25 protein-coding genes are annotated in these 20,816 nt (G+C 61.9%); 14 read left to right on the forward strand and 11 right to left on the reverse strand.

The features are described from left to right. Nucleotides 1-27 precede the first annotated feature (27 nt). From ACI2I1_RS01805 to ACI2I1_RS01830, 6 genes are all read left to right on the forward strand, one after another. On the forward strand, nt 28-636 hold the full coding sequence (locus ACI2I1_RS01805; protein ID WP_224811910.1) for a malonic semialdehyde reductase: 609 nt from the start codon (nt 28-30) through the stop codon (nt 634-636). A 37-nt stretch (nt 637-673) separates the two neighbouring features. Beyond that, nucleotides 674-1,288, forward strand: coding sequence for a tRNA (adenosine(37)-N6)-threonylcarbamoyltransferase complex dimerization subunit type 1 TsaB (gene tsaB / locus ACI2I1_RS01810; RefSeq protein ID WP_404677674.1), 615 nt, complete (start codon nt 674-676; stop codon nt 1,286-1,288). After that, a complete protein-coding gene (locus ACI2I1_RS01815; protein ID WP_404677675.1) occupies nt 1,285-1,737 on the forward strand; it encodes a GNAT family N-acetyltransferase in 453 nt (150 codons plus the stop codon). Before tsaB ends, ACI2I1_RS01815 begins: the two co-directional genes overlap by 4 nt. A 116-nt stretch (nt 1,738-1,853) precedes the next feature. Beyond that, complete coding sequence (locus ACI2I1_RS01820; protein ID WP_404677676.1) at nt 1,854-2,285, forward strand: MucR family transcriptional regulator; 432 nt, start codon at nt 1,854-1,856, stop codon at nt 2,283-2,285. Between the two features lie 83 nt (nt 2,286-2,368). Then, a complete protein-coding gene (locus tag ACI2I1_RS01825) occupies nt 2,369-2,791 on the forward strand; it encodes a Fur family transcriptional regulator (RefSeq protein ID WP_221542999.1) in 423 nt (140 codons plus the stop codon). Next, a complete protein-coding gene (locus ACI2I1_RS01830) occupies nt 2,763-3,659 on the forward strand; it encodes a lysophospholipid acyltransferase family protein (RefSeq protein ID WP_404677677.1) in 897 nt (298 codons plus the stop codon). Before ACI2I1_RS01825 ends, ACI2I1_RS01830 begins: the two co-directional genes overlap by 29 nt. On the opposite strand, the gene ACI2I1_RS01835 is transcribed toward ACI2I1_RS01830, so the two are convergent. From ACI2I1_RS01835 to ACI2I1_RS01860, 6 genes are all read right to left on the reverse strand, one after another. Continuing rightward, nucleotides 3,656-4,540 (reverse strand): LysR substrate-binding domain-containing protein, encoded by an 885-nt coding sequence (locus ACI2I1_RS01835; protein WP_221542997.1) that lies wholly within the window; start codon nt 4,538-4,540, stop codon nt 3,656-3,658. The two genes, ACI2I1_RS01830 and ACI2I1_RS01835, sit on opposite strands and share 4 nt — an antisense overlap. Nucleotides 4,541-4,609: 69 nt before the next feature. Further along, a complete protein-coding gene (locus tag ACI2I1_RS01840) occupies nt 4,610-5,527 on the reverse strand; it encodes a hemolysin family protein (protein WP_221542996.1) in 918 nt (305 codons plus the stop codon). Between the two features lie 24 nt (nt 5,528-5,551). After that, nucleotides 5,552-6,037, reverse strand: coding sequence for an rRNA maturation RNase YbeY (ybeY, locus tag ACI2I1_RS01845; protein WP_404677678.1), 486 nt, complete (start codon nt 6,035-6,037; stop codon nt 5,552-5,554). Nucleotides 6,038-6,079: 42 nt separating this feature from the next. After that, nucleotides 6,080-7,135 carry a PhoH family protein gene (locus ACI2I1_RS01850; RefSeq protein ID WP_224811916.1) on the reverse strand — a complete coding sequence of 352 codons (1,056 nt, stop codon included), beginning with the start codon at nt 7,133-7,135 and terminating at the stop codon, nt 6,080-6,082. Nucleotides 7,136-7,234: 99 nt separating this feature from the next. Next, nucleotides 7,235-8,578, reverse strand: coding sequence for a tRNA (N6-isopentenyl adenosine(37)-C2)-methylthiotransferase MiaB (miaB, locus tag ACI2I1_RS01855; protein ID WP_404677679.1), 1,344 nt, complete (start codon nt 8,576-8,578; stop codon nt 7,235-7,237). Nucleotides 8,579-8,669: 91 nt separating this feature from the next. Further along, the gene (locus ACI2I1_RS01860) at nt 8,670-9,131 is read right to left on the reverse strand and encodes a peptidylprolyl isomerase (protein WP_404677680.1); all 462 of its coding nucleotides are present in this window, start codon (nt 9,129-9,131) and stop codon (nt 8,670-8,672) included. 95 nt (nt 9,132-9,226) lie between these two features. Here ACI2I1_RS01860 and mgtE point away from each other — a divergent pair, with 95 nt between their 5' ends. The 4 genes from mgtE to ACI2I1_RS01880 all read left to right on the forward strand — a co-directional run bounded on the left by mgtE (nt 9,227) and on the right by ACI2I1_RS01880 (nt 13,551). Beyond that, the gene (mgtE, locus tag ACI2I1_RS01865) at nt 9,227-10,687 is read left to right on the forward strand and encodes a magnesium transporter (protein WP_221542992.1); all 1,461 of its coding nucleotides are present in this window, start codon (nt 9,227-9,229) and stop codon (nt 10,685-10,687) included. 236 nt (nt 10,688-10,923) lie between these two features. After that, nucleotides 10,924-11,313 carry a DUF1489 family protein gene (locus ACI2I1_RS01870; protein WP_221542991.1) on the forward strand — a complete coding sequence of 130 codons (390 nt, stop codon included), beginning with the start codon at nt 10,924-10,926 and terminating at the stop codon, nt 11,311-11,313. 180 nt (nt 11,314-11,493) lie between these two features. Continuing rightward, entirely contained in the window at nt 11,494-13,239 is a 1,746-nt protein-coding gene (locus ACI2I1_RS01875; protein ID WP_404677681.1) for a methyl-accepting chemotaxis protein, read from the forward strand. A 66-nt stretch (nt 13,240-13,305) separates the two neighbouring features. After that, a complete protein-coding gene (locus ACI2I1_RS01880; protein ID WP_224811920.1) occupies nt 13,306-13,551 on the forward strand; it encodes a hypothetical protein in 246 nt (81 codons plus the stop codon). 114 nt (nt 13,552-13,665) lie between these two features. Here ACI2I1_RS01880 and ACI2I1_RS01885 read toward each other — a convergent pair whose 3' ends face one another. From ACI2I1_RS01885 to ACI2I1_RS01900, 4 genes are all read right to left on the reverse strand, one after another. Continuing rightward, nucleotides 13,666-14,343: a phytanoyl-CoA dioxygenase family protein gene (locus ACI2I1_RS01885; RefSeq protein ID WP_404677682.1), complete on the reverse strand. Its 678-nt coding sequence runs from the start codon at nt 14,341-14,343 to the stop codon at nt 13,666-13,668. A gap of 75 nt (nt 14,344-14,418) precedes the next feature. Beyond that, the gene (locus ACI2I1_RS01890) at nt 14,419-15,108 is read right to left on the reverse strand and encodes a DsbA family oxidoreductase (protein WP_404677683.1); all 690 of its coding nucleotides are present in this window, start codon (nt 15,106-15,108) and stop codon (nt 14,419-14,421) included. Continuing rightward, nucleotides 15,105-15,887, reverse strand: a complete 783-nt coding sequence (gene nudC, locus ACI2I1_RS01895) for an NAD(+) diphosphatase (RefSeq protein WP_404677684.1) — start codon at nt 15,885-15,887, stop codon at nt 15,105-15,107. Before nudC ends, ACI2I1_RS01890 begins: the two co-directional genes overlap by 4 nt. Nucleotides 15,888-15,968: 81 nt before the next feature. Next, complete coding sequence (locus ACI2I1_RS01900; RefSeq protein ID WP_404677685.1) at nt 15,969-17,282, reverse strand: serine hydrolase domain-containing protein; 1,314 nt, start codon at nt 17,280-17,282, stop codon at nt 15,969-15,971. 116 nt (nt 17,283-17,398) lie between these two features. Here ACI2I1_RS01900 and ACI2I1_RS01905 point away from each other — a divergent pair, with 116 nt between their 5' ends. Beyond that, complete coding sequence (locus tag ACI2I1_RS01905) at nt 17,399-17,620, forward strand: hypothetical protein (protein WP_221542985.1); 222 nt, start codon at nt 17,399-17,401, stop codon at nt 17,618-17,620. Here ACI2I1_RS01905 and mutY read toward each other — a convergent pair. After that, complete coding sequence (gene mutY, locus ACI2I1_RS01910; RefSeq protein ID WP_404677686.1) at nt 17,617-18,636, reverse strand: A/G-specific adenine glycosylase; 1,020 nt, start codon at nt 18,634-18,636, stop codon at nt 17,617-17,619. The genes ACI2I1_RS01905 and mutY overlap by 4 nt on opposite strands. A 14-nt stretch (nt 18,637-18,650) precedes the next feature. Here mutY and ACI2I1_RS01915 point away from each other — a divergent pair, with 14 nt between their 5' ends. From ACI2I1_RS01915 to ACI2I1_RS01925, 3 genes are all read left to right on the forward strand, one after another. Continuing rightward, the gene (locus tag ACI2I1_RS01915) at nt 18,651-19,214 is read left to right on the forward strand and encodes a DUF721 domain-containing protein (protein WP_404677687.1); all 564 of its coding nucleotides are present in this window, start codon (nt 18,651-18,653) and stop codon (nt 19,212-19,214) included. Between the two features lie 7 nt (nt 19,215-19,221). Continuing rightward, nucleotides 19,222-19,944, forward strand: a complete 723-nt coding sequence (locus ACI2I1_RS01920) for a thioredoxin domain-containing protein (protein WP_247710837.1) — start codon at nt 19,222-19,224, stop codon at nt 19,942-19,944. A gap of 105 nt (nt 19,945-20,049) precedes the next feature. After that, entirely contained in the window at nt 20,050-20,793 is a 744-nt protein-coding gene (locus tag ACI2I1_RS01925) for a thioredoxin domain-containing protein (RefSeq protein ID WP_221542981.1), read from the forward strand. The last annotated feature ends 23 nt before the right edge of the window (nt 20,794-20,816 follow it).

The following is a 20,816-nucleotide window of genomic DNA, read 5'->3' on the forward strand; positions in this document are numbered from 1 at the left end:
GTCGACGCACCGAAATCCGAGGATGATATGACCCAGCAATTCCATGACAACCATCTTTCTGCTGCCGCACTCGATCAGATTTTCCGAGAAGCACGCAGCTATAACGGTTGGCATGACAAGGAGGTCAGCGATCAGCAGATCAAGGAAATCTACGAGCTGCTGAAAATGGGTCCTACGTCTGCGAACATGCAACCCGTGCGGCTCGTATGGTGCAAATCGCAGGAATCGCGGGACAAACTCGCCGAATTCGCATCCGAAGGAAACCAAGAGAAAATCAAGACCGCTCCGGTGGTCGCGATCATCGGATACGACATCGATTTTCATGAGGAGCTTCCCTGGCTCTTTCCTCACGCCGATGCCAAGAGTTGGTTCGAAGGTGATGAGGAAGGACGCAAGGAAGGAGCGGCTCGCAATTCAGCGCTGCAGGGCGCTTACCTGATGATCGCCGCTCGGGCGCTGGGTCTCGATTGCGGTCCCATGTCGGGAGTTGATCTCGACAAGATTACCGAACATTTCTTTGCCGACCAACCACGGCATCGCGCCGATTGGGTTTGCGCAATTGGCTATGGCGACAAGGAAAGCATATTCGCGCGCAGCCCGCGTCCTGATTTTGACAAGTTCAATCGTATCGACTGACTTGAAGCAGGGTCTTGCGTAAGGCAGGGCGTTCGCCATGCGAATGCTTGCGATAGATACGTCCGGAGAAGCGTGCTCGGTTGCTTTGTTTGAAGGTGACCGGGTCATTGATGCCCGCCATGAAACGATCGGCCGCGGGCATGCAGAACGCGTTGTACCGATGATCTCGCAGTTGCACGGTCAGGGCAAGTGCGACGAAATACTCGTTTCTCTGGGACCGGGAAGCTTCACCGGTGTGCGGATTGGTCTCGCAGCGGCTCGCGCTCTGGGAATCGCCTGGAATGCCCGGGTGTCGGGTTATCCTACACTGTCTTTGATTGCAGCGATGGCTCAGTCGAAAATGGCAGGTCCAGTCGATGCGTGCATGAACGGCGGGCACGGTGAGTGGTTTATCCAATCATTCGATGCTGGAGGATTGCCTGCGAGCGAGGTCATGTCCCGCACACCGGAAGAAGCCGTGATCGCTTTGACAGCAGCAAATGTCGCTGGAAACAGGGCCTCCGAATTTGCCCGGATTGCAGCCCATGAGGTCCGGCCAATGGAAATCGTGGCCGACGCCGGTTTCGCACATGCCATCCCGAGATGCCTTCGGACGAAAGTTCTATCGCCAATCTACGGGCGCTCGCCAGATGCGAAAGCGCCAGCCAAATGAGCGAGCTAGATCAGCTCATGCGGATCATGGAAATCAGTTTCGATCCGCACTACCGTGAAGCCTGGACCCGGCGCCAAGTGGAAGATTCACTGCTAATCTCCTCCACTTTCGCGATGCTTTGTGACGAAGCGGCAAAGCCGACAGATGGAGGGAGCAACGCGGCCGGCTTCGTACTTGCCAGACAAGCTGCCGATGAAATTGAATTGCTGCTGATCGCAGTGGATCCAAAGCATCGGAAGAAGGGTGTAGGGTCGTTATTACTTGAACGATTTCTTGACGTTGCGGGTGAACGCGAAGCAAGCAAGGTGTTTTTGGAGATGCGCGCTAACAACCCTGCAATCTCGGTTTATCGCGCCGCAGGTTTCGAACTAATCGGACGGCGCGCGAACTATTATCGTACCGTAACAGGTGAAACGATAGACGCTCTTACCTTTGGCAGAAAAGTATAATTGACTTAAATCGTGCTTCATGGTTGTACGTATGCGACAAACCGCATCTTCATTACAGATTTGTGTAGACTTGCCATGTTGTGATGCATACTTCCGGCCGCAGCTGGAGTATTCACATGAACAATTTTCAAACAGATATGAGCGAAACGCTCATTACCCTCACTTCGGATATTGTCGCAGCACATGTTTCGAATAATAGTGTCACCGTCGATGACGTTCCTGCATTGATTTCCAATGTTTATTCTGCACTTTCCGGGTTGGGCGGAAATGGTACGAATGAGGAAGAGCGTCCCGATCCCGCGGTTTCCGTGCGTGCATCGGTAAAGAAGGATCACATCATTTGCCTCGATTGCGGCAAGAAGATGAAGATGCTCAAGCGCCACCTGTCGACCGAACACGATATGTCGCCGGAAGATTATCGTCAGCGTTGGGATCTTCCGTCGGACTATCCCATGGTTGCACCCGATTACGCAGACACGCGCCGCGATCTCGCCAAGAAGATCGGCCTGGGCCGCAAGCCGGGCGAAAAGGTCGGCCGCAACAAATAGTCTGCATAAAGCGGCCTTGTACGGCTTGAGATAGACGCCCCGCCCAGATAAGGTGCGGGGCGTTATTCATTCAGGAAGACCACTTGCATCAGCGTATCGATCTCGAACAGCTTTGTGCCGACAAGGGTCTGCGCATTACGGAACAGCGCCGCGTGATAGCTCGGGTGCTGTCCGAAAGCGACGACCACCCGGATGTGGAGATGGTTCACGCCCGTGCCAGTGAGATCGATCCGGGAATCTCCATTGCCACGGTTTACCGGACAGTCAGACTATTCGAAGAGGCAGGTATTCTCGACCGTCACGATTTCGGTGACGGCCGTGCCCGGTATGAAGCCGCTCCGGAAGCCCATCACGATCATCTAATCGACGTGGAAAGCGGCAAGGTCGTAGAATTCGTCGATCCTGAATTGGAAGCGCTACAGAAACAGATAGCGGAGAAGCTCGGATACCGTCTCGTCGACCACCGGATGGAACTCTATGGCGTCCGGCTCGACCGCGAGAGCTGAGCGCAAACTCGCGCGCTACACGGCGAAGCGACTGGCCGCCGCTGCCGGAGAGAAAGTACCGCTGACGGCAATCGGATGGTTTCGATTCGCCCTGCGGATGATCGGTATTTTTCTCCTCCTGCTCATCTTCGTGCCGCTACACTATGCCTATCGCTTGTTTGCATATGGCTCGCCCTTCCCGATGCTGTTCCTTCGTTATACTGCACGCGTAGTAGGCGCGCGGGTCGAAGTGGTGGGTACGCCCCTTCGCCGCGACGTCTTCTTCATCTCCAATCATATATCCTGGATCGATATTCTCGCGATGGCAGGCGCGAGCGGTACGGCGTTCGTCGCGAAATGGGAGCTTAGCCAGGTGCCAGTCATTGGCTGGCTGTGCAGCCTCAACCGAACGGTGTTCGTGAAGCGAGAACATAGGATGGGCGTGGCCGAGCAGATCAACGCGTTGAAAGAAGCGTTGCAAGACAATTGGTCGGTCACAGTCTTTCCGGAAGGCACGGTGACCGACGGACATTCCCTGCTCCCGTTCAAATCTTCAATGATCTCCGTGATGGAACCGCCTCCACCGGGGGTGATGGTGCAACCAGTCGTCATAGATTACGGCCCCAACTCGGAAGAAATCGCCTGGATTGGGGAGGAAACTGGCCTCCACAACGCCATGCGGATGATGGCGCGGCGTGGCTCATTCAAGCTGAGGATCCATTATCTCGACCCATTCAGCCCCGAAGATTATCGTGGGCGCAAGGCCATCGCAGCAAAGGCTCGCGCGGAAATCGAAACGCAGCTGGTTGCCAATCTCGGCAAACCGCTCCGCGATTACCAGCATGTCGTCGAAGCCGTACGCTACCGACCGAAAATGACCGACGCCTAGAGGTCGGCTTTTACCAGCCAATCATGGAACAGTCGGACCGGCCGTTCCTCAAGCGCTGTGGGCTTGCATACAAACCAATAGCTGTAAGGGCTCTCGACCGTCGCATTATATAGCGTCGCCAGACGCGGATCGGCGGCGCGGCGCATGTGATCGTCATGCATGATCGCGATGCCGAGCCCCTGTGCAGCAGCTTCGAGCATGAGCTGGCCGGAGTCGAAATGATCGATTGCCGCCGGTTCAAGATTGGGATGACCGATCTCGGCGCGCCAGGCTGAAAAGCTCTCGGGCAATTCGTTGTGAATGAGGAAAGTTTGCTTCGACAGCAGTTCCTCTTCGGGAACATCACCTAACTTCTGGGCAAGGTCGCGGCTGCAGATAGCATGGACCTTGTTGTAATCGAGCCGTACGGCATGAAGACCACGCGAAGGCCCGCGCGACAGGATGATTGCTGCATCGAGCACATCCCCGACCCTGTCTTCGAGATGGGCGCCGGTATCGATGTCGATGTGCAAAAGCGGGTGCCGCGCGCGGAGTTCGGCAAGTCGCGGAAACAGTCGCTGGCTGCCGAATAGCGGCAGTACGCCGAGATGTAGACGCAAGACCGACAGATTTTCCGACTGGCTTTCTACCGCTCTCGCCAAGGCCTCCAGCTGCGGATTCACTGCTTCGTAAAAGGCGTGGCCATCATCGGTCAGCTGCATCGCTTGCCGCGCACGCGTAAACAGCTTCTTGCCGACGAATTCTTCCAGATTGCCAATGCGCCTCGAAAGTGCGCTCGGGCTCAAGCCAAGTTCGTCAGCAGCCGCACGCGCAGAACCAAGCCGCACGGTGCGCACGAAAGCTTCTAGAGCGCGAAGGGGAGGCAAACGGCGGGAGGCCATAGCTCCCGCCTATGCATTTAAATGCCACCTGTCGAGTGTGAATGTGCGGTTTTCTGCAACTGACAAAGGTCAGTCTGCGGGCTCTTCCGGCTTTGGAGCATGGAGCCGCAGACGGGTCACATGGGTCTCGTCGCCATCGGTCACTTCGATGCGCCAACCTGAGGAATGCTCTAGTATCTCGCCCTTGGGCGGAACCTGTTCAGCGAGAACGAATGCCAGACCGCCGAGCGTGTCGACCGACTCTTCGACCTCGGCAAGGCGCGGATCGATCCGGTCTGCCACGTCATCCAGCTCGGCCCTTGCGTCGCAATCCCACATGCCGTCGCCGATCGGGGCGATCCACTCCTCGGGCGCATCGTCATGCTCATCCTCGATTTCCCCGACGATTTCCTCGACCAGATCTTCAATGGTGATAAGACCATCGGTGCCAGAGAATTCATCGAGCACAATTGCGAGGTGCATGCGCTGGGATCGCATGTCCGCCAGCACATCCAGCGCATTGCGCGTCTGCGGCACATAGAGCGGCTGACGCATTAGAACGGTCCAGTCTTCCGGCGGCGGCTTGCGCTCGGCCAGGTAAGAGAAAATATCCTTGATGTGCACCATCCCGATCACATCGTCGAGCTGGCCTCGATAGACGGGCATGCGCGAATGACCGTGCTCCGAAAAGGTCGAGACCACTTCATCCCACGTCGCGTCGGCATTGATCGCGATGATTTCGCCGCGAGGGACCGCGACATCATCAGCGTCATGTTCGGAAAAGTGGAGCAGATTGCGGAGCATCTGGCGCTCGACACCCGAAAGATCGCCCTTGGCCGCATCTTCAGTATCTTCGGAACCGTTTTCGCCTTCATGCTCGTCGATAGCTTCTTCGAGCTGGGCACGCAGGCTCCGGCCACCACCTTCGGCGTCAAACAATTTGCGAATGGCGGGCCACAGCCCGCTGCTACTCTCCGCGTCTCCGGCGGGGGGTGAAGAATTGGCCATGGGCCGTTTTGCTACTCCAAAAATTCAGCGGTCCCCATATGGGTCCGCGATGCCTAGTTTTGCAAGCGCTTCTACTTCGAGTTTTTCCATCGCCGCTGCCTGGCTGTCGGAATCCACGTGATCATGGCCGGCGAGATGCAAGAAACCGTGAACGAGCAGATGGGCGGTGTGGTCCTTTAAAGCCACCGCTTTTTCATCGGCTTCGCGCTGACAGGTTTCGAATGCCAGAGCGATGTCGCCGAGCATTTCCGGTGGACCTTCCGCCGCTAGCGCAAGGAGGTCGTCCCGCTCGAGCATGGGAAAAGAGAGGACATTTGTCGGCTTGTCTTTACCCCTCCACTCTTTGTTCAACTCGTGGACTTGGGTGTCGGAGGTATAGAGTACGCTGGTAATAAGGCGTGAGCTGTTCAGCGCAGGCTCGACACCGACGAGTGCATCGAGCGCTTGCTGGCACAGTGCCTCCCAATCGTGATGGTCGGGCCATCCCTCTACGTCGATATCGAGTTGCAAATCGCGCTTCCGTTGCGTGTGAACAGTTGCCTTTATCCGCGATTATGCGGAAGGGCCTTCGTAAGCCTCGACGATACGCCCGACGATGGGATGCCTGACGACGTCGGCTGCGGTGAAGCGGATCGTGCCGAAACCATCCACCCCCTCCAGCTTACCGACTGCGTCGGCAAGGCCGCTCATGCCGTCGCCGCCGGGGATGTCGACCTGCCGCGGATCTCCGCAAATCACCATGCGGCTGTTTTGGCCAAACCGGGTCAGGAACATCTTCATCTGTTCGCGCGTGGTATTCTGCGCTTCGTCCAGGATGACAAAGGCGTCGGCCAAGGTGCGACCGCGCATGAAGGCAATGGGCGCGATCTCGATCTCTCCCGATGCCAGCCGCCGCTCCACCTGCTCGGGCGGCATGCAATCGTAGAGCGCATCGTAAAGCGGGCGCAAATAGGGATCGACCTTGTCTTTCATATCGCCCGGGAGGAAGCCCAGTTTCTCCCCTGCTTCGACCGCAGGGCGCGACAGGATCAGGCGCTGTACGCTGCCGGTGATCAGTTGCGCCACGGCCTGCGCGACCGCCAGATAGGTCTTGCCCGTACCCGCCGGGCCGAGCGCGAAGATGATGTCGTCACGCACCAGGCTGCGCATATAGGTCGCCTGCATGGCGCTGCGCGGCACGATAGTCTTGCGGCGCGTGCGGATCATGATGGGCGGCCCGCCCTTGGCATCGCTCAGCTTGCCGTCAACGATACCGTCTAGCGTGGGTTCGTTCGACATGGCGATCAGCGACTCGATGGCACCCGCATCGAGATCCTGCCCCATGGCGAGGCGGTCATACATTTCGTTAAGCACGTCGCGCGCGCGGGCGACGCTGTCTTCGGGGCCTTCGATATGGATCGCATTGCCGCGAGCGGAGATGAACACGCCAAGCCGGTTTTCCACTTGGACCAGATTAGCGTCGAACTGTCCGAACAGAGCGCCGAGAAGGCTCTGATTGTCGAAGTTCACATCCACCTGCGCGCGGCGAACCTCGCGCTGTGGTACGGGCGGTTTGGTCAGGGCCGGTTCGGAGTGACCCGAACGCTTCTGAGCTGGTTTGCGAGCCATCTGCTCCTTTCGCATGTGTATCGAGTCGGAAATCTAGGCATTCCCGCCCGTGAAACAAGCTGGCACGATCAAAGACGGTGGAAAGTCACACGCCTGTAATCAGGCAGATACCTTTTCCCGAAGCTTGCCGGCGAGCGAATTTGGCCCTGCCTCGACCAGTTCGGCCTCCACCAGATCGCCAATGGCTGCTGCGCCTTCGAACCATACGCTCTGAAGCCATGGCGACTTGCCAAGCCACTGCCCTTCGAGCTTGCCCTTGCGTTCGACGAGCACTTCGCAGGTCCGCCCGACGCTTGCCTCGTTGAAGGCCAGCTGATCCCGGTTGAGCGCGGCCTGAAGGCGCTGGAGGCGGTCGTCCATGACTTCCTTGGCGACCTGCCCTTCCATCGTCGCGGCGGGCGTACCGGGGCGCGGGCTGTACTTGAAACTGAAGGCCTGAGCGTACTTGACCTCATCGACCAGTGCGAGAGTTTCCTCGAACTCGGCATCGGTTTCGCCCGGGAAGCCGACGATGAAGTCGCCCGACAGCGCAAGATCGGGCCGTGCGGCGCGAAAGCGGTCAAGCAGCTTGAGATAGCTTTCGGCCGTGTGGCTGCGGTTCATGGCCTTCAGGACACGGTCGCTGCCAGCCTGCACCGGCAGGTGAAGGAAGGGCATGAGCTTGTCCACTTCGCCGTGCGCGGCGATCAGATCGTCATCCATGTCGGCCGGATGGCTGGTGGTGTAGCGGATGCGCGCGAGGCCATCGACCTTGGCAAGATCACGGATCAACCCCGCGAGCCCGACGTGATGGCCCTTCTCGTCCTCGCCCGACCATGCCGAGACATTCTGGCCCAGGAGCGTGATCTCCTTCGCGCCTGCGTCGACCAGCTTCCTCGCTTCGATGACGAGGTCCGCATAAGGACGGCTGATTTCGGCGCCGCGGGTATAGGGCACGACGCAGTAGGTGCAGAACTTGTCGCAACCTTCCTGCACGGTCAGGAAGCTTGCCGGATTGGTGCGGCGGCGCTCCGGCAATGCTGCAAACTTGGCGATGGCGGGCATATCCGTGTCGGTCGCCCGCTCGCCCTTCACCGCCTTGTCGAGCATGTCGGGCAGGCGGTGATAGGCCTGCGGGCCGACAACCATACTGACTGCCGGAGAGCGCTTCATGATCTCCTCGCCCTCGGCCTGTGCGACGCAGCCGGCCACGGCGATCAGCGGCTCCTTGCCGACCTTGCGCCCGGCCTTGGTTAGCCGGCCGATATCCGAATAGACCTTCTCGGCAGCTTTCTCGCGGATGTGGCAGGTGTTGAGCACGACGAGATCGGCTTCCTCGCCTTCTGGCGCGGGCACGATGCCGCGCTCGCCCAGCATTTCGGCCATGCGCTCGCCGTCATAGACGTTCATCTGGCAGCCGAAGCTCTTGACCCTGTAGGTCTTGGGGGAAGTGGTAGGTTTCATGATAGGCGGGCGCACATAGCGAAAAGCTCGGGGTCCTACAATGCGAAGGGCGGCACGTGGCCGCCCTTCCGGTTTGAGATGATCGAACGACTTACGAAACAGTCGCCTTCACGATCTTGCCAGGGTTTGCCGGCGGCTCGCCCTTGGGCAGGGCATCGACGTGTTCCATGCCGCTCTCGACCTGGCCCCAGACGGTGTACTGGCCGTCGAGGAATTCGGCGTCATCGAAGCAGATGAAGAACTGGCTGTTGGCGCTGTCGGGCACCTGGGTGCGGGCCATCGAGCAGGTGCCGCGGGTGTGCGGTTCGCTGTTGAATTCGGCCTTGAGGTCGGGCTTGTCGCTGCCGCCCATGCCAGTGCCGGTCGGATCGCCGCCCTGCGCCATGAAGCCGGGGATCACGCGGTGGAAGACCACGCCGTCGTAGAAGCCTTCGCCCACCAGCGTCGTGATCCGCTCGACATGGCCGGGTGCGAGATCGGGGCGCAGCGTGATCACCACATCCTTGTTTTCGCCGTCGCCGGTGTCGAGGGTGAATGTCAGCTTGTCTGCCATTGGTATGTCTCCTGTAATTCGGTTGGCGCCTCATTAGCAGGGACAGCGCCTGTGTCACGGCTTGCTTTTCGGCTTGCGCTCCCTAGAGCGGCGATATGGTCGACGAGACGCGCCTCGACGAAGACGATGTGATGCTGGCGCCGGGCACGGATAGCGGGCCGGACGATGGCGCGCGCCCCGACGACCGCATCGACGACGAGCGCATGGACGAGGAGAACACGCTGAAACGCGAGTTCGTCCGCTCGGTCGAGGAAGCGCTGGAAGCAGGCGCGAGCGGCGAGCTCTACGATCTCGTCGAACCGCTGCATCCGGCCGACGTCGCCGACCTTCTCGAGCTGTTCGAGAAGGAGGATCGTCACCGGCTCGCCAGCGAGATCACCGATCTCATGACCAGCGAAGTCGTTGCCGAACTCAACGACTACGTCCGCGACGAGATGATGGAGGCGCTGCCCGCCGATGCGGTGGCGCAGATCGCCGAACAGCTCGATACCGACGATGCCGTCCAGCTGATCGAGGATCTGGCCGAGGACAATCAGAAGGCCATCCTCGCCGAGCTCGATCCGGAAGACCGGATCGCCATCCAGACCGCCCTCTCCTACCCCGAGGAGACTGCCGGCCGTCTGATGAACCGCGAGTTCGTGGCCGTGCCCGAACACGTGACCGTGGGCGACATCATCGATTTCCTGCGTGACGGGCGCGACCTTCCCGAGGACTTCTTCGAGATCTTCGTGATCGACCAGCGCATGCATCCGGTCGGCACCTGCCAGCTTTCGTGGATCCTGCGCACGCCGCGCGACGTCTCGCTCGGCGATGTGATGAAGCGCGACCAGACGCTGATCCCCGCCACGCTCGACCAGGAAGAGGTTGCGCTGATGTTCCAGAAGTACGGCCTGATCAGCGCCGCCGTGATCGACGAGGACGGCCGGCTGGTCGGCCAGATGACCGTCGACGACATCGTCCACATCATCGCCGAGGAAGCGGGCGAAGACGCGCTGCTCATGTCCGGCGCGGGCGAAGGCGACATCAACGAACCGATTCGCGAAGCCTATTCTAGCCGCGTGCGCTGGCTGGTGGCGAACCTCGGTACCGCGCTGGTCGCCAGCCTGATCATCGCGGCCTTCGGTGCGGCGATCGAGCAATTGGTCGCGCTTGCCGTGCTGATGCCCATTGTCGCCAGCATCGGCGGCAATGCCGGCACGCAGACCATGGCCGTGACCGTGCGCGCCATCGCGATGAACCAGCTGACGAGTTCGAACACGGGCCGCATCCTGTGGCGCGAGTTTCGCGTGGCGACGCTCAACGGCGTAACCATCGCCGTGCTGATCGGACTGGCGACGGCAGCGATCTTCACGCCCATGCTTGGCGCGGTGATTGCGCTGGCCATGGTCATCAACGTGGCAACGGCCGGTCTTGCAGGGGTGCTGGTCCCCGTCGCCTTCGACCGGCTGGATCAGGACCCGGCAGTGGCGAGCAGCGTGTTCGTCACCATGATTACCGATTCGATGGGCTTCTTTGCCTTTCTCGGACTGGCCGTGGCGAGCGGTATCGCGGGGTAGTTTCCTACAGGATGGAGCACATGGAGCACGGTCCAGGGGGAAATAATACGGGGCCCGCGCACCCTGCTCAAAGCGGCAGAAAACCTTGGTTTCGAGAGGGTGGAAGGCGGGCATTCGCACACCCTGCAATCGATCGCGCCATGTAGGAAAGGCCTTTTTGGAAGCACCCCGCCCCGGCCCCGTTTCGGCCTGCGCATAGCGGTTGCTCTTTCGGGTTCAGGCCCTATCTCCACCGGATGCCGCTCCATTTGACCAAGATCGCGTTCGGCGCGCAGAGCTTCGGCGATATCGAAAGCTGGTACGCGCAGCGGCGCAGCCCCAATCTCACCACCCGTTATCGCCCGACCAAATGGAAGGAATGCATCGGCGGCTCGCTTTACTGGATCCACCAGCATTCGATCGTCGCACGCAGCGAAATCCTCGGCTTCAGCGAGACGCCCACGGGGCGCTGGTCGATCGATCTCAAGCCCGAACTGGTCCGTGTCCACCCGCGCCCCAAGCGCGCGCATCAGGGCTGGCGCTATCTCAAGGGCGATCCGCCCCGGGATCTTGAGGAAGGCGAAGATATCGGCGATGTGCTGCCCGGAAAGCTGGCCGGGAAGCTCGAAAGGCTGGGCCTTATCTGATGCAGGCCGCTGATTTGGCAAGATTGTGACATACAGCTGATCCGGCGTCATGGTGATTAAGAAAAATTAACCACCAAACCCCTGAAACCGCTTCATTTTCCTGTCATTTTTGCAGGCTAGCCGCGCTTCCGAACCAAGCCTTGCCGGACAGATGTCGCAGGGCAGATCGGGGCCTGCACCATGAACATTCAGACCAAGTTTCTTCCGGCTGCCGACACACGCCTTCCGGAACCAGCCCCAGCCCGCAAGCTGCCCGCCCCGATCCGCCGCGCACTGGCTTCGCGGCGCACGATCCGCGGCCAGATTTCCCTCTTCGTCGCGCTTGCCATCGGCATCCTGCTCGGCCTCGCCATTCTCTTGGGAATAGGGTTCTACCAAGTCTCGCTGCGCTCGGATCGCAGCGCCGTCATTGCCGAACGCGCGCTGGCGGCATCGCAATTCGATACCGGCATCGCCCACAGCCGCTACCACGCATCGCGCTATGCAGTGACAGGCAGCGAAGACTCGATCGCAGCGGCGTTCGCTTCGCTGGAGGATGCCAGCAAGCGGCTCGACCGATCGATGGCGACGGACGTCAGCGAGGCAACCTCGCAGGAAAGGATCGCGTGGCTGCGCAATCAGGTATCCGGCTTCCGGCCCGAGCTTGAGGCGCTGCGTGCTTCGGTTTCGGCCTATGGCCCGCAGGAGAACGCGGCCATGCTGGCCGAGGCCATTGATGTCAGCGGCAGGCTGCTGTCGGACCAGAGCGGCGAAATCGAAACCGAACTTTCTCAAGCAGCGGAGCGGGCCCAGCATGATCTGGAGAGCCTGAAGTTCTGGATGTCGATCGGGGCGCTGGCGCTAATCCTCGCCTGCGGTCTGGTGGTCGTGCTCGCCGCGCGGCGGATGGCAGGTCAGGTGTCGCAATCGCTGGGCGAGATCACCGGCGCGATGACCGCGCTGGCCGATGGCGACCGCTCGATCGCCATTCCCGGTGTGGAACGCGATGACGAGATCGGCGAGATGGCACGCGCACTGGTGATATTCCGCGAAAGCGCCGAAGCGCTGACCGGTCTGCAGCGGCAGGCGCGCGAGGACCAGCGGGCGATGCTGCGCGATCTGGCGCGTGGGTTCGAAGGCGGGATGGGCGATGTGGTCACCAATGTCGCCGCCGCATCCCACCAGCTGGAAAAGACCGCCAGTTCGATGGCCAGCGCCGCCAGCCAGTCGGTCGATCTGGTGGAAGATGTGGTGCGCCGGATGAACGACACGGCCACCGGAATGACATCGGCGGCTGCGGCCACCGACGAATTCGCCCTGTCGATCGGGGAAATCGGCAAGCAGGCCGCGCAATCCGCTTCGTTGGCGCAGGAGACGCGCGCGAGCGCCGAACTGGCCGACGAGACGGTGAAGGAACTCGCCCGCGCTGCCGCCGAAGTGGGCGAGGTGGTCGACCTCATCGCCTCCATCGCCGACCGGACGAATTTGCTCGCTCTCAACGCCTCGATCGAAGCCGCGCGGGGCGGCGATGCAGGGCGCGGCTTTGCCGTGGTGGCGAGCGAGGTGAAGGAACTGGCGCGCCAGACACGCGAGGCGACCGGGAACGTCTCCGCCAGAATGGCCTCCATGCAGGCAAGCACCCGCAGCAGCGCGGGCGCCCTGACGCTGATCGGCGAGCGCATCCGCGAAGTCGAGGCCACGGCCACCGCCATCGCCGGCGCGGTCGACCAGCAATCGGTATCGAGCCGCGAACTGGCGCGCAGTCTGGACATGGCCGTGGCCGGCGTCGGCGAGATCGAAATGAGTATCGAGCAATTGCGCGAACGGGCGCGCGACACGGGAATGGCGGCGGATCAGCTGCTGGATGCGGCAACCGGCCTCGACGCAGACGCGAGCGGGCTGAAGCGCGAAGCCGCCGCATTCGTCGGCAAGATCCTTGCCGCCTAAGAAAGGTCTGCTGTTCGGAACATCGCCGAAGGCCCAGCCGTTGATGGGGTAAAGGAGATAGCAATCATGCCCGAACGCCAGTCAATGCACCCCGACAACGAACTCATCGATGAGATGACCAAGCACCCCACCCCGTCGCAGCAAAGCTCGTCGGGCGGCGAGGTCAACCGCAGGGTCGGCAAGCGGGGCGAACTGAACCGCGCGACCGATCCCGAAAACCGCGAACCGGAAGTCGGCTCGGACAATCCGGCGCAGGACGCCAAGAAGGGCGAAAAGACCCGCCAGGCCATGCAGGACAGCCGATCGAGCTAAGTTCGCTCACAAAATTCCGACCAAATGGCCCCGCCCTCACCGGTGGGGCTTTTTGTAGCTTGAAAGTCTCCACTGGCAGATTGCGAATGTCCCCTAATGGGTGGAAAGCGGACGTTACACGCCAAGCCATTCGAGGCCAAAGGGAAGCTCTTCAGCGGCGTAATCGACTTGAAGCACCCGCCTAGTCCTGGGCAGAGAAGCTGCCTCGGACGCATGAAGGATCGGCGTTGCATAGAGCCAGACGTCCCCAGCCTCCGCAACACATGATGCGCTACCGCAAACCTCGATGACCCTATCGACGTCGTCGACCGCGACCCGGCCATACTTGTGGGAACCCGGCGCGATGAGAAGTGGAGCATTAGTGGCCGGAACATCGTCGAGGTGCGCCCGCAGCGTCACCATTCGGGTCAGCAGGTCGAACGGAGGAGCGACATGAACCATGCCGCTCTTGAGGGTCCATGGGCCAAATCCGGGAGCCTCTCGCTTCTCCCTCACGCATATTGTTCGGTCCTGATGCCAAGCGAGCGACCAATTGGTCTCCGGCGACTTGTTAAACAGGATCGCCCGCACTGGTCTCGCGGTTGCGCCCAGGACTGAAGCAGCTACGGCTCCGACGCATCCATCGATGGAAAGCGAAAGCGCGAGGCCATCGATCCCGTGGAGCCGAAGGCCAGCCTCCTCTTGTGGCAGGGTGCTCAGGGCCGCCTCCAAGACATCGATACACGGATTGAGCGCACCCCTAAAAAGCTGCGCACCATAAGAGGCAAAATCTGAAGCCCTGTCGTCGGTCATCGCGGGCTGACTTACGCGCGAGCACCCCAGCCATGCAACGTCCGCAATCAGGTCGTTAGCGGTCAGCGAGCGACGTCACCTTTCCGCGACAGTCTTCTCCGCAACGCGCCTGAGCACATTCACATAGGCCTCAGGCGGTTGGGCGCCGGGGATCATGAAGCGGCCTTCCACCAGCATGGCGGGCACGCCGGTGATGTTCATTTCCATGGCGGCCTGTTCTTCGGTGCGGGTCTTGCGGGCAAATTCCTCGCGGTCCAGCGCGGCAGCAGCGGCCTCGCGGTCGAGCCCGGCTTCCTGCGCCACATCGAGCAAGACCTCACGCTCGCCGATGCGGCGGCGCTGGTTGAAATGCGCCTTGAACAGCGCAAGCTTCAGCCGGGTCTGTGCCTCTGGCCCGTGTTCTTCGAGCGTCCACGTCAGCAGCCTGTGCGCGGCGAAGGTGTTCCACATCATCGCGTCGGGCGCGGGCTCCTCGCCCTGGTAGTCCAGGGACACCCCGGCGGCCTCGGCGGCGGCGCGCATCTGGCCCTGCACCTCTTTCGACTGCTGGATGGTCCGGCCATACTTGCGGGCGATATGCGCGGTGCGCTCCTCGCCCTCTTCGGGCATATCGGGATTGAGTTCGAAGGCGTGCCAGCGGATCTCGGCCTCGATCTCGCCTTCCAGCTTGCCGAGTGCCTGCGAGAGATTGCCCCAGCCGACGAGGCACCAGGGGCACATGACATCGGACCAGATGTCGATCGAGAGTTTGCGCGGCTCGGTCATCTCTTCACCCACCATTCCATCAGATAATGCGCGATCGCATGCGGCGGCGGCGCGACGAAGGGGCCATTGCCTGCCAGCGCCGCCTCGACATCCTCGCGCGTGTACCAATCGATTTCCGCCATCTCGGTCTCGTCGATCGTAAGAGCGGTATCGTCAGCGAAAGAATGGCAGCCGATCATAAGCTGGCTGGGAAAGGGCCAGGGCTGGCTGGCGATATAGCTCACGTCGCGCACGCGCACGCCGCTTTCCTCCAGAACCTCGCGCGCGACGGCTTCCTCGATGCTCTCGCCCGGCTCGACGAAGCCGGCAAGCGCGGAAAACCGCCCTTCGGGCCAGCCCAGGCCCCGGCCCAGCATCAGCTTGCCGTCATGTTCGACCAGCATGATGGTGACCGGATCGGTGCGCGGGAAATGGCTCGCCCCGCATGCAGTGCAATCGCGTTGCCAGCCGCCCTTGGCGAGCTTGGTATCGCCGCCGCACTGCGCGCAGAAGCGGTGCCGCGCGTGCCAGTCGACGATGCTGCGGGCACCGCCGTACAGCGCCAGATCGTCCGCAGGAAGAGTGGCCATAAGCGACCATAGCTGCGGATTGGCGAGGCGCGGGCTGGCATCTCCGGCAGGCGGGACCGCGGCAAAGCACGCCTTGCCAGCGTCGAGGCCGAGAAAGACCAGCTCTGCATCCTCAGGTGCATCGGCGAGCGTGCCCCAGGCAAGCGCGCCGTTATCGTCGAGCCCGGGGATCAGCCCGTCGAGCCCCAGCAGGCGTGCCTTCCAGTTCATGTATCCGGCCAGCCGTTCGGGATCGGCACGGACGTGATCGGCGCGGTCCAGCCGCGATCCGGTAAAGGACAGGGTGATGGCTCAGGCTCCCTGCATTGCTGCAAGATCGGCCATCACGGCCTTGGGGAAACCTTCGTGGATCGGATAGGCTTCGGAGGGCATGTACTGCGTCATCATGGTGGCGCGCAGGCCAGCCTTGTAGCTCACCAACGCGACCGTACCGGCCGCCCCGCCCCAGCCATATGCACCGTCCTGCACACGGCCGCCCGCGCCGAAGCCCTGGCCATCGATCCAGGTGCCCTTGGTGGTGGCGGTTTCGGGCAGCAGGTTGGAGGTGCCAAGCTTGACCGCGGCCTCGCTCATCACGCGGCGGCCATCGATCATGCCATATCCGAGCAGCATGGTGAGGAACCGGTCGTAATCGCGCGCGCTCGATACCAGGCCCGCCCCGCCGAACGGAAAGGCCGGCTTGTCGAGATAGACGGAGGCACCGGCAGGATCGAGCGGGAGCAGATTGCCGCCAAGGATACCGTAATTGGTCGTGAAGCGCCCCACTTCGCTCTGCGGCACCCGGAACCAGGTGCTGTTCATTCCGGTCGGCTCGAAAATGGCGGTGCGCAGATATTCGTCGAACGGCATGCCGCTGGCGACTTCGATCACGCGGCCCATCAGGTCCAGCCCGACCGAATAACTCCACTTCGTCCCCGGCTGCAGCACCAGCGGCAGGCGGGCAAGATTGTTGGCGAATTTGTCCAGCCCGGCAATCGCTTCATCGCGCCCCAGCCCGGGGATAGGCAGGCGGCTGACCTGGCCGGGCGAGATGCCGTATTTGGCATACATCTCGCGGATCGGGCCCTTCTGCACGATGCCATAGCCAAGACCCGCGGTATGCGTCAGCAGCTGGCGCACGGTGATCGGGCGTTCGGCAGGCTCCAGATCGGTGACCGAACCATCATAGGTCTTCTGCACCATCATGTTGGAGAATGCGGGCAGGATTTCGGCAATGGGCTGATCGAGCCCAAGCTTGCCTTCGTCGATCAGGATCATCGCGGCCATGCCGGTGATCGGCTTGGTCATGGAATAGATGCGATAGAGGCTGTCCGGTCCGGCGCGTTTGCCGCTGCCAAGGGCAAGGTCGCCGCGGGCCAGATAGGTCGGCTCGGCTTCGCCCCATCCCAGCGCCGCGACCATATTGGCCAGCTTGCGCCCGCCGACATATTTATCGATCATCGCCTGCACGTGAGGCCAGGCGGGCGAGGCTTCGGACAGTGCTTGCGCAAATCCGACGCGGCCCATCGGCGCCGCCGCCAGCGCGGCTCCGGCGGTCAGCCAGGCGCCGCCGCGCAACAAGGATCGGCGCGAGATTTCCGGTGCGTCGAATTCACGATAGGCCATGAAGCGTCCTCTTTCCCTCAAACTGGTTCCGGCGGTTGATGCGGATTTGAAGCTGAACGGTCAATTGCGAAACGAAACCTCTTGCGGCCTCGCAGTGCCCTACCCATATAGGACACATGCTGAACCTGATCTCTTTCCTCTTCGGAATCATCTCGCTCGTCATCGTCATCCCGTCGACCATTCCGCTGCTTGGCTGGGGCAATTGGTTCGCCCTGCCGCTGATCGTCATCGGCGTGGTGATCGGGCAGCTTTCGTCGAGCAACAGCGGCCGCAATTTCAACCTGATCGTGCTGCTGATCGCCGTGATCCGCCTCTCGCTTGGCGGCGGCATCATCTAGGCCAGCGCCAGCCGCGCGGCCTTGGCGAAGAGGGTCGGCAGGCCCGCCTCGTCCAGCCGGTCGAGCGGCCACCATTCGCCATTCCCCGCAGGACTTTCGCTGCCCGCATAGCGCTGGACCGCCAGTTCCAGCGCGAAATGGGTGAAGGTGTGGCGCACGAGGCCAGACGCACTCCATTCGCCCGCCAGCGGCCTTTGCCCATCGCCATCCGCCCGGGCCGACCAGCCATCGTCCGGCAGCGAGCGCATGCCGCCGAGCATGCCTTTGCCTTCGCGCTTCACGAGCCAGACCGATCCTTCACGCTCGATCCAGTAGGCATTGCCCTGCCGCACGGGCTTGGCCTTTTTCGGCGCCTTTACCGGCAGCCGTGAAGGATCGCCCATAACCCGCCCGTCGCATTCGCTCGCCAGCGGGCATAGCAGGCATTTGGGATCGCGCGCGGTGCAGATCGTCGCGCCGAGATCCATCATCGCCTGCGCGAAATCGCCCGCGCGCCGGTCCGGCGTGATCGTGTCGGCACTGCTGCGGATCTGTTTGCGTACCCCCGGCAAGGGTTCCTCCAGCGCGAAGAGCCGGGCCACGACGCGTTCCACATTGGCATCGACCACCACCGCCCGCCGCCCGAAGGCGATCGCCGCGACTGCCGCCGCCGTATAGGCGCCCAGACCCGGCAATTCGCGCAGGCCTGCTTCGGTATTGGGGAACCGGCCCAGTTCGACCACGGCGCGCGCCGCTTTCACCAGATTGCGGGCGCGCGAATAATAGCCTAGGCCGGCCCAGGCCGCCATGACGTCTTCTTCCGGCGCGGCGGCGAGATCGTTCACCGTCGGCCAGCGGGCCGTGAACGCTTCGAAATAGGGTTTCACCGCCGCCACGGTCGTCTGCTGCAGCATCACTTCCGACAGCCACACACGGTAGGGATCGGGCGGCGCTTCGCCGGGCATAGCGCGCCACGGCAATCGCCGTGCATGCGCATCGTACCAGTCGAGCAATTTTTCGGAGACTATGGCGGCCACGCCGCGCCTATGGCATGAGCGGCGCCGTAATGGGAAGTGACAAGACAGACAGCCGGAAACCGAAGAAGGGATCAAAGCCCTTCAAGCCCTACGAGCGCCCGCGCGGCGGGGGGGCCAAGGCGATTTCCGACCTCATGCCGCAGATCGGGCGGCCGGCCTTCCGCCGGTTCGGCTTCGTGCAAAGCAGCGTGGTCAGCCGCTGGCCCGAAATCGTGGGCGAAACGCATGCCCGCGTGTGCATGCCCGAAATGATCCGTTTCCCCCCCGGTGAGAAGTCCGAAGGCATATTGGAACTGGTCGTCCTGCCCGCCCATGCCCCGCTGATCCAGCAGGTGCTGCCCGAGATTACCGAGCGCGTGAACCGCTTCTTCGGTTACAAGGCAGTGGCCCGGATCAAGATGCGGCAAGGTGCGGTTAAGCCGCCGGAGGACAGGAACAAGGCCAAAGCGCCACCTTCGCTCAAGCCGATTCCCATGGAATTGGGCGACAGCCTGCGCGATATAGGGGATCCCGAACTGCGTACCGTGCTGGAATCGCTGGCGCGCAACTTCGGGACCGATGACAACAGGAAAGACTGACGTGCCTATGTTTTCCCGCTTTACCAAGCCGCTCATGGTTCTGGCCGCATCCGCACTGGCCGTGGGCGCAGCCGCCCAGGATACGCCGCGCGCCAATGCCCAGAAGAAGGGCAATTGGGGTACCACGGTTACCGCGACCGATGGCGGGCATCTGATCGGCAACCCCGAAGCCCCGGGAAAGCTGGTCGAATTCATGAGCTACACCTGTTCGCACTGCGCCGATTTCGCGCGCACGGGCGATGGAGCGATCAAGATGCTCTATGTCCCGACCGGCAAGGTTTCCTTCGAGGTGCGACACCTGATCCGCGATCCCATCGATCTGACAGCGGCGCTGGCCGCCCAGTGCGGTGAACCGTCCAAATTCTTCGGCAATCACGAAGCGCTGATCATCAAGCATGCCGACTGGATGGCCAAGGCCCGCAAGGCAACGCAGGCACAGACCAGCCGCTGGCGTTTCGGCAGCTTTGCCAGCCGGGCGCAGGCCATTGCCAGCGATCTCGACTTCTACGATATCATGGAAGGCCGCGGTTTCTCGCGCGCCCAGCTCGACCAATGCCTGACCGACGAGGCCAAGGCCAACGCCATCGCCAACCAGAGCCAGGCCGATGTCGAGAAATTCGGCCTGCGCGGCACGCCGACCTTCATCATGGCCGGCAAGACGCTGGACGTGCATGATTGGAAATCGCTCCAGCCGCATCTCGACGAATATTTCAAGACCCCGAAAAGCTGACGCACCTGCGCTTTTCCGGGCACATCCCTGTGGACACAATGCAGGCCCTGCTTCATCTGCAGCAGGGCTTGTCTTAGCCTTTCCGGCCAAATTAAGAGGATTTCGATGATACGCAGCCTTCGTTTCGCCATTGCCGCTCCGCTTGCGCTGGCACTTGCCGCCTGCGGCAGCTCAGACACTGCCGAAAGCGCCGATCTCGAAGGCGATGCCATCGCTGCGATCTCCGCCCCTGCGGGCACGCAGTGGCGCGATGTGGCTGAGGAAACGGCAGAAGGCGGCACGCTGGTCGGCAATCCCGATGCACCGCTGAAGCTGGTGGAATACGGGTCGCTGACCTGCCCGACCTGCGCGCGCTTCTCGGTCGAGGGCAGCGAACCGCTGATGGAATATGTCGACAGCGGCCGGGTCAGCTTCGAACTGCGCCAGTTCGCGATCCATGGTCCGATCGATATCACCCTTGGCCGCCTGACCAAATGCGGTGCGGCTGAATCGGTCATTCCGCTGTCGGACCAGGTCTGGGCCAATCTGGAAACGATCATGGGTTCCTATCAAGCCAATGCGGATGCCTTTTCGCAGGCGATGGAACAGCCGATCGAACAGCGTTTCGTGACCGGCGCGCAGCAGATCGGCCTGCTCGACTTCTTCGCCGCCCGCGGCATCAGCGAAGACCAGGCCCGCACCTGTCTGGCCGACACGGCCGCGATCGAGAAAGCTGCCGAGTTCACTCAGCGCTATGGCTCGGAATATGACATTGCCGGCACGCCGACCTTCCAGCTGAACGGGAACACCGTGGACGCCAATACCTGGTCGGCTCTCGAACCCATCCTCCAGCGCGCCGGCGCGAGGTAAAGCCGGGTGGGGGGCTGACAGCG

This window comes from Qipengyuania sp. NPDC077563 (assembly GCF_044901345.1).
Lineage (GTDB): Bacteria > Pseudomonadota > Alphaproteobacteria > Sphingomonadales > Sphingomonadaceae > Qipengyuania > Qipengyuania aestuarii.

Coding starts and splice junctions, on each gene's coding strand:
- ACI2I1_RS01920 (WP_247710837.1), top strand. CDS start 19,222: ATGTTTTCCCGCTTTACCAAGCCGCTCATGGTTCTGGCCGCATCCGCA.
- ACI2I1_RS01815 (WP_404677675.1), top strand. CDS start 1,285: ATGAGCGAGCTAGATCAGCTCATGCGGATCATGGAAATCAGTTTCGAT.
- ACI2I1_RS01890 (WP_404677683.1), bottom strand. CDS start 15,108: ATGACCGAGCCGCGCAAACTCTCGATCGACATCTGGTCCGATGTCATG.
- ACI2I1_RS01875 (WP_404677681.1), top strand. CDS start 11,494: ATGAACATTCAGACCAAGTTTCTTCCGGCTGCCGACACACGCCTTCCG.
- ACI2I1_RS01880 (WP_224811920.1), top strand. CDS start 13,306: ATGCCCGAACGCCAGTCAATGCACCCCGACAACGAACTCATCGATGAG.
- ACI2I1_RS01915 (WP_404677687.1), top strand. CDS start 18,651: ATGAGCGGCGCCGTAATGGGAAGTGACAAGACAGACAGCCGGAAACCG.
- ACI2I1_RS01900 (WP_404677685.1), bottom strand. CDS start 17,282: ATGGCCTATCGTGAATTCGACGCACCGGAAATCTCGCGCCGATCCTTG.
- ACI2I1_RS01840 (WP_221542996.1), bottom strand. CDS start 5,527: ATGGCCAATTCTTCACCCCCCGCCGGAGACGCGGAGAGTAGCAGCGGG.
- ACI2I1_RS01925 (WP_221542981.1), top strand. CDS start 20,050: ATGATACGCAGCCTTCGTTTCGCCATTGCCGCTCCGCTTGCGCTGGCA.
- ACI2I1_RS01835 (WP_221542997.1), bottom strand. CDS start 4,540: ATGGCCTCCCGCCGTTTGCCTCCCCTTCGCGCTCTAGAAGCTTTCGTG.
- ACI2I1_RS01860 (WP_404677680.1), bottom strand. CDS start 9,131: ATGGCAGACAAGCTGACATTCACCCTCGACACCGGCGACGGCGAAAAC.
- ACI2I1_RS01850 (WP_224811916.1), bottom strand. CDS start 7,135: ATGGCTCGCAAACCAGCTCAGAAGCGTTCGGGTCACTCCGAACCGGCC.
- tsaB (WP_404677674.1), top strand. CDS start 674: ATGCGAATGCTTGCGATAGATACGTCCGGAGAAGCGTGCTCGGTTGCT.
- ACI2I1_RS01885 (WP_404677682.1), bottom strand. CDS start 14,343: ATGACCGACGACAGGGCTTCAGATTTTGCCTCTTATGGTGCGCAGCTT.
- ACI2I1_RS01905 (WP_221542985.1), top strand. CDS start 17,399: ATGCTGAACCTGATCTCTTTCCTCTTCGGAATCATCTCGCTCGTCATC.
- mgtE (WP_221542992.1), top strand. CDS start 9,227: ATGGTCGACGAGACGCGCCTCGACGAAGACGATGTGATGCTGGCGCCG.
- ACI2I1_RS01805 (WP_224811910.1), top strand. CDS start 28: ATGACCCAGCAATTCCATGACAACCATCTTTCTGCTGCCGCACTCGAT.
- nudC (WP_404677684.1), bottom strand. CDS start 15,887: ATGAACTGGAAGGCACGCCTGCTGGGGCTCGACGGGCTGATCCCCGGG.
- miaB (WP_404677679.1), bottom strand. CDS start 8,578: ATGAAACCTACCACTTCCCCCAAGACCTACAGGGTCAAGAGCTTCGGC.
- ACI2I1_RS01820 (WP_404677676.1), top strand. CDS start 1,854: ATGAACAATTTTCAAACAGATATGAGCGAAACGCTCATTACCCTCACT.
- ACI2I1_RS01830 (WP_404677677.1), top strand. CDS start 2,763: ATGGCGTCCGGCTCGACCGCGAGAGCTGAGCGCAAACTCGCGCGCTAC.
- ACI2I1_RS01870 (WP_221542991.1), top strand. CDS start 10,924: ATGCCGCTCCATTTGACCAAGATCGCGTTCGGCGCGCAGAGCTTCGGC.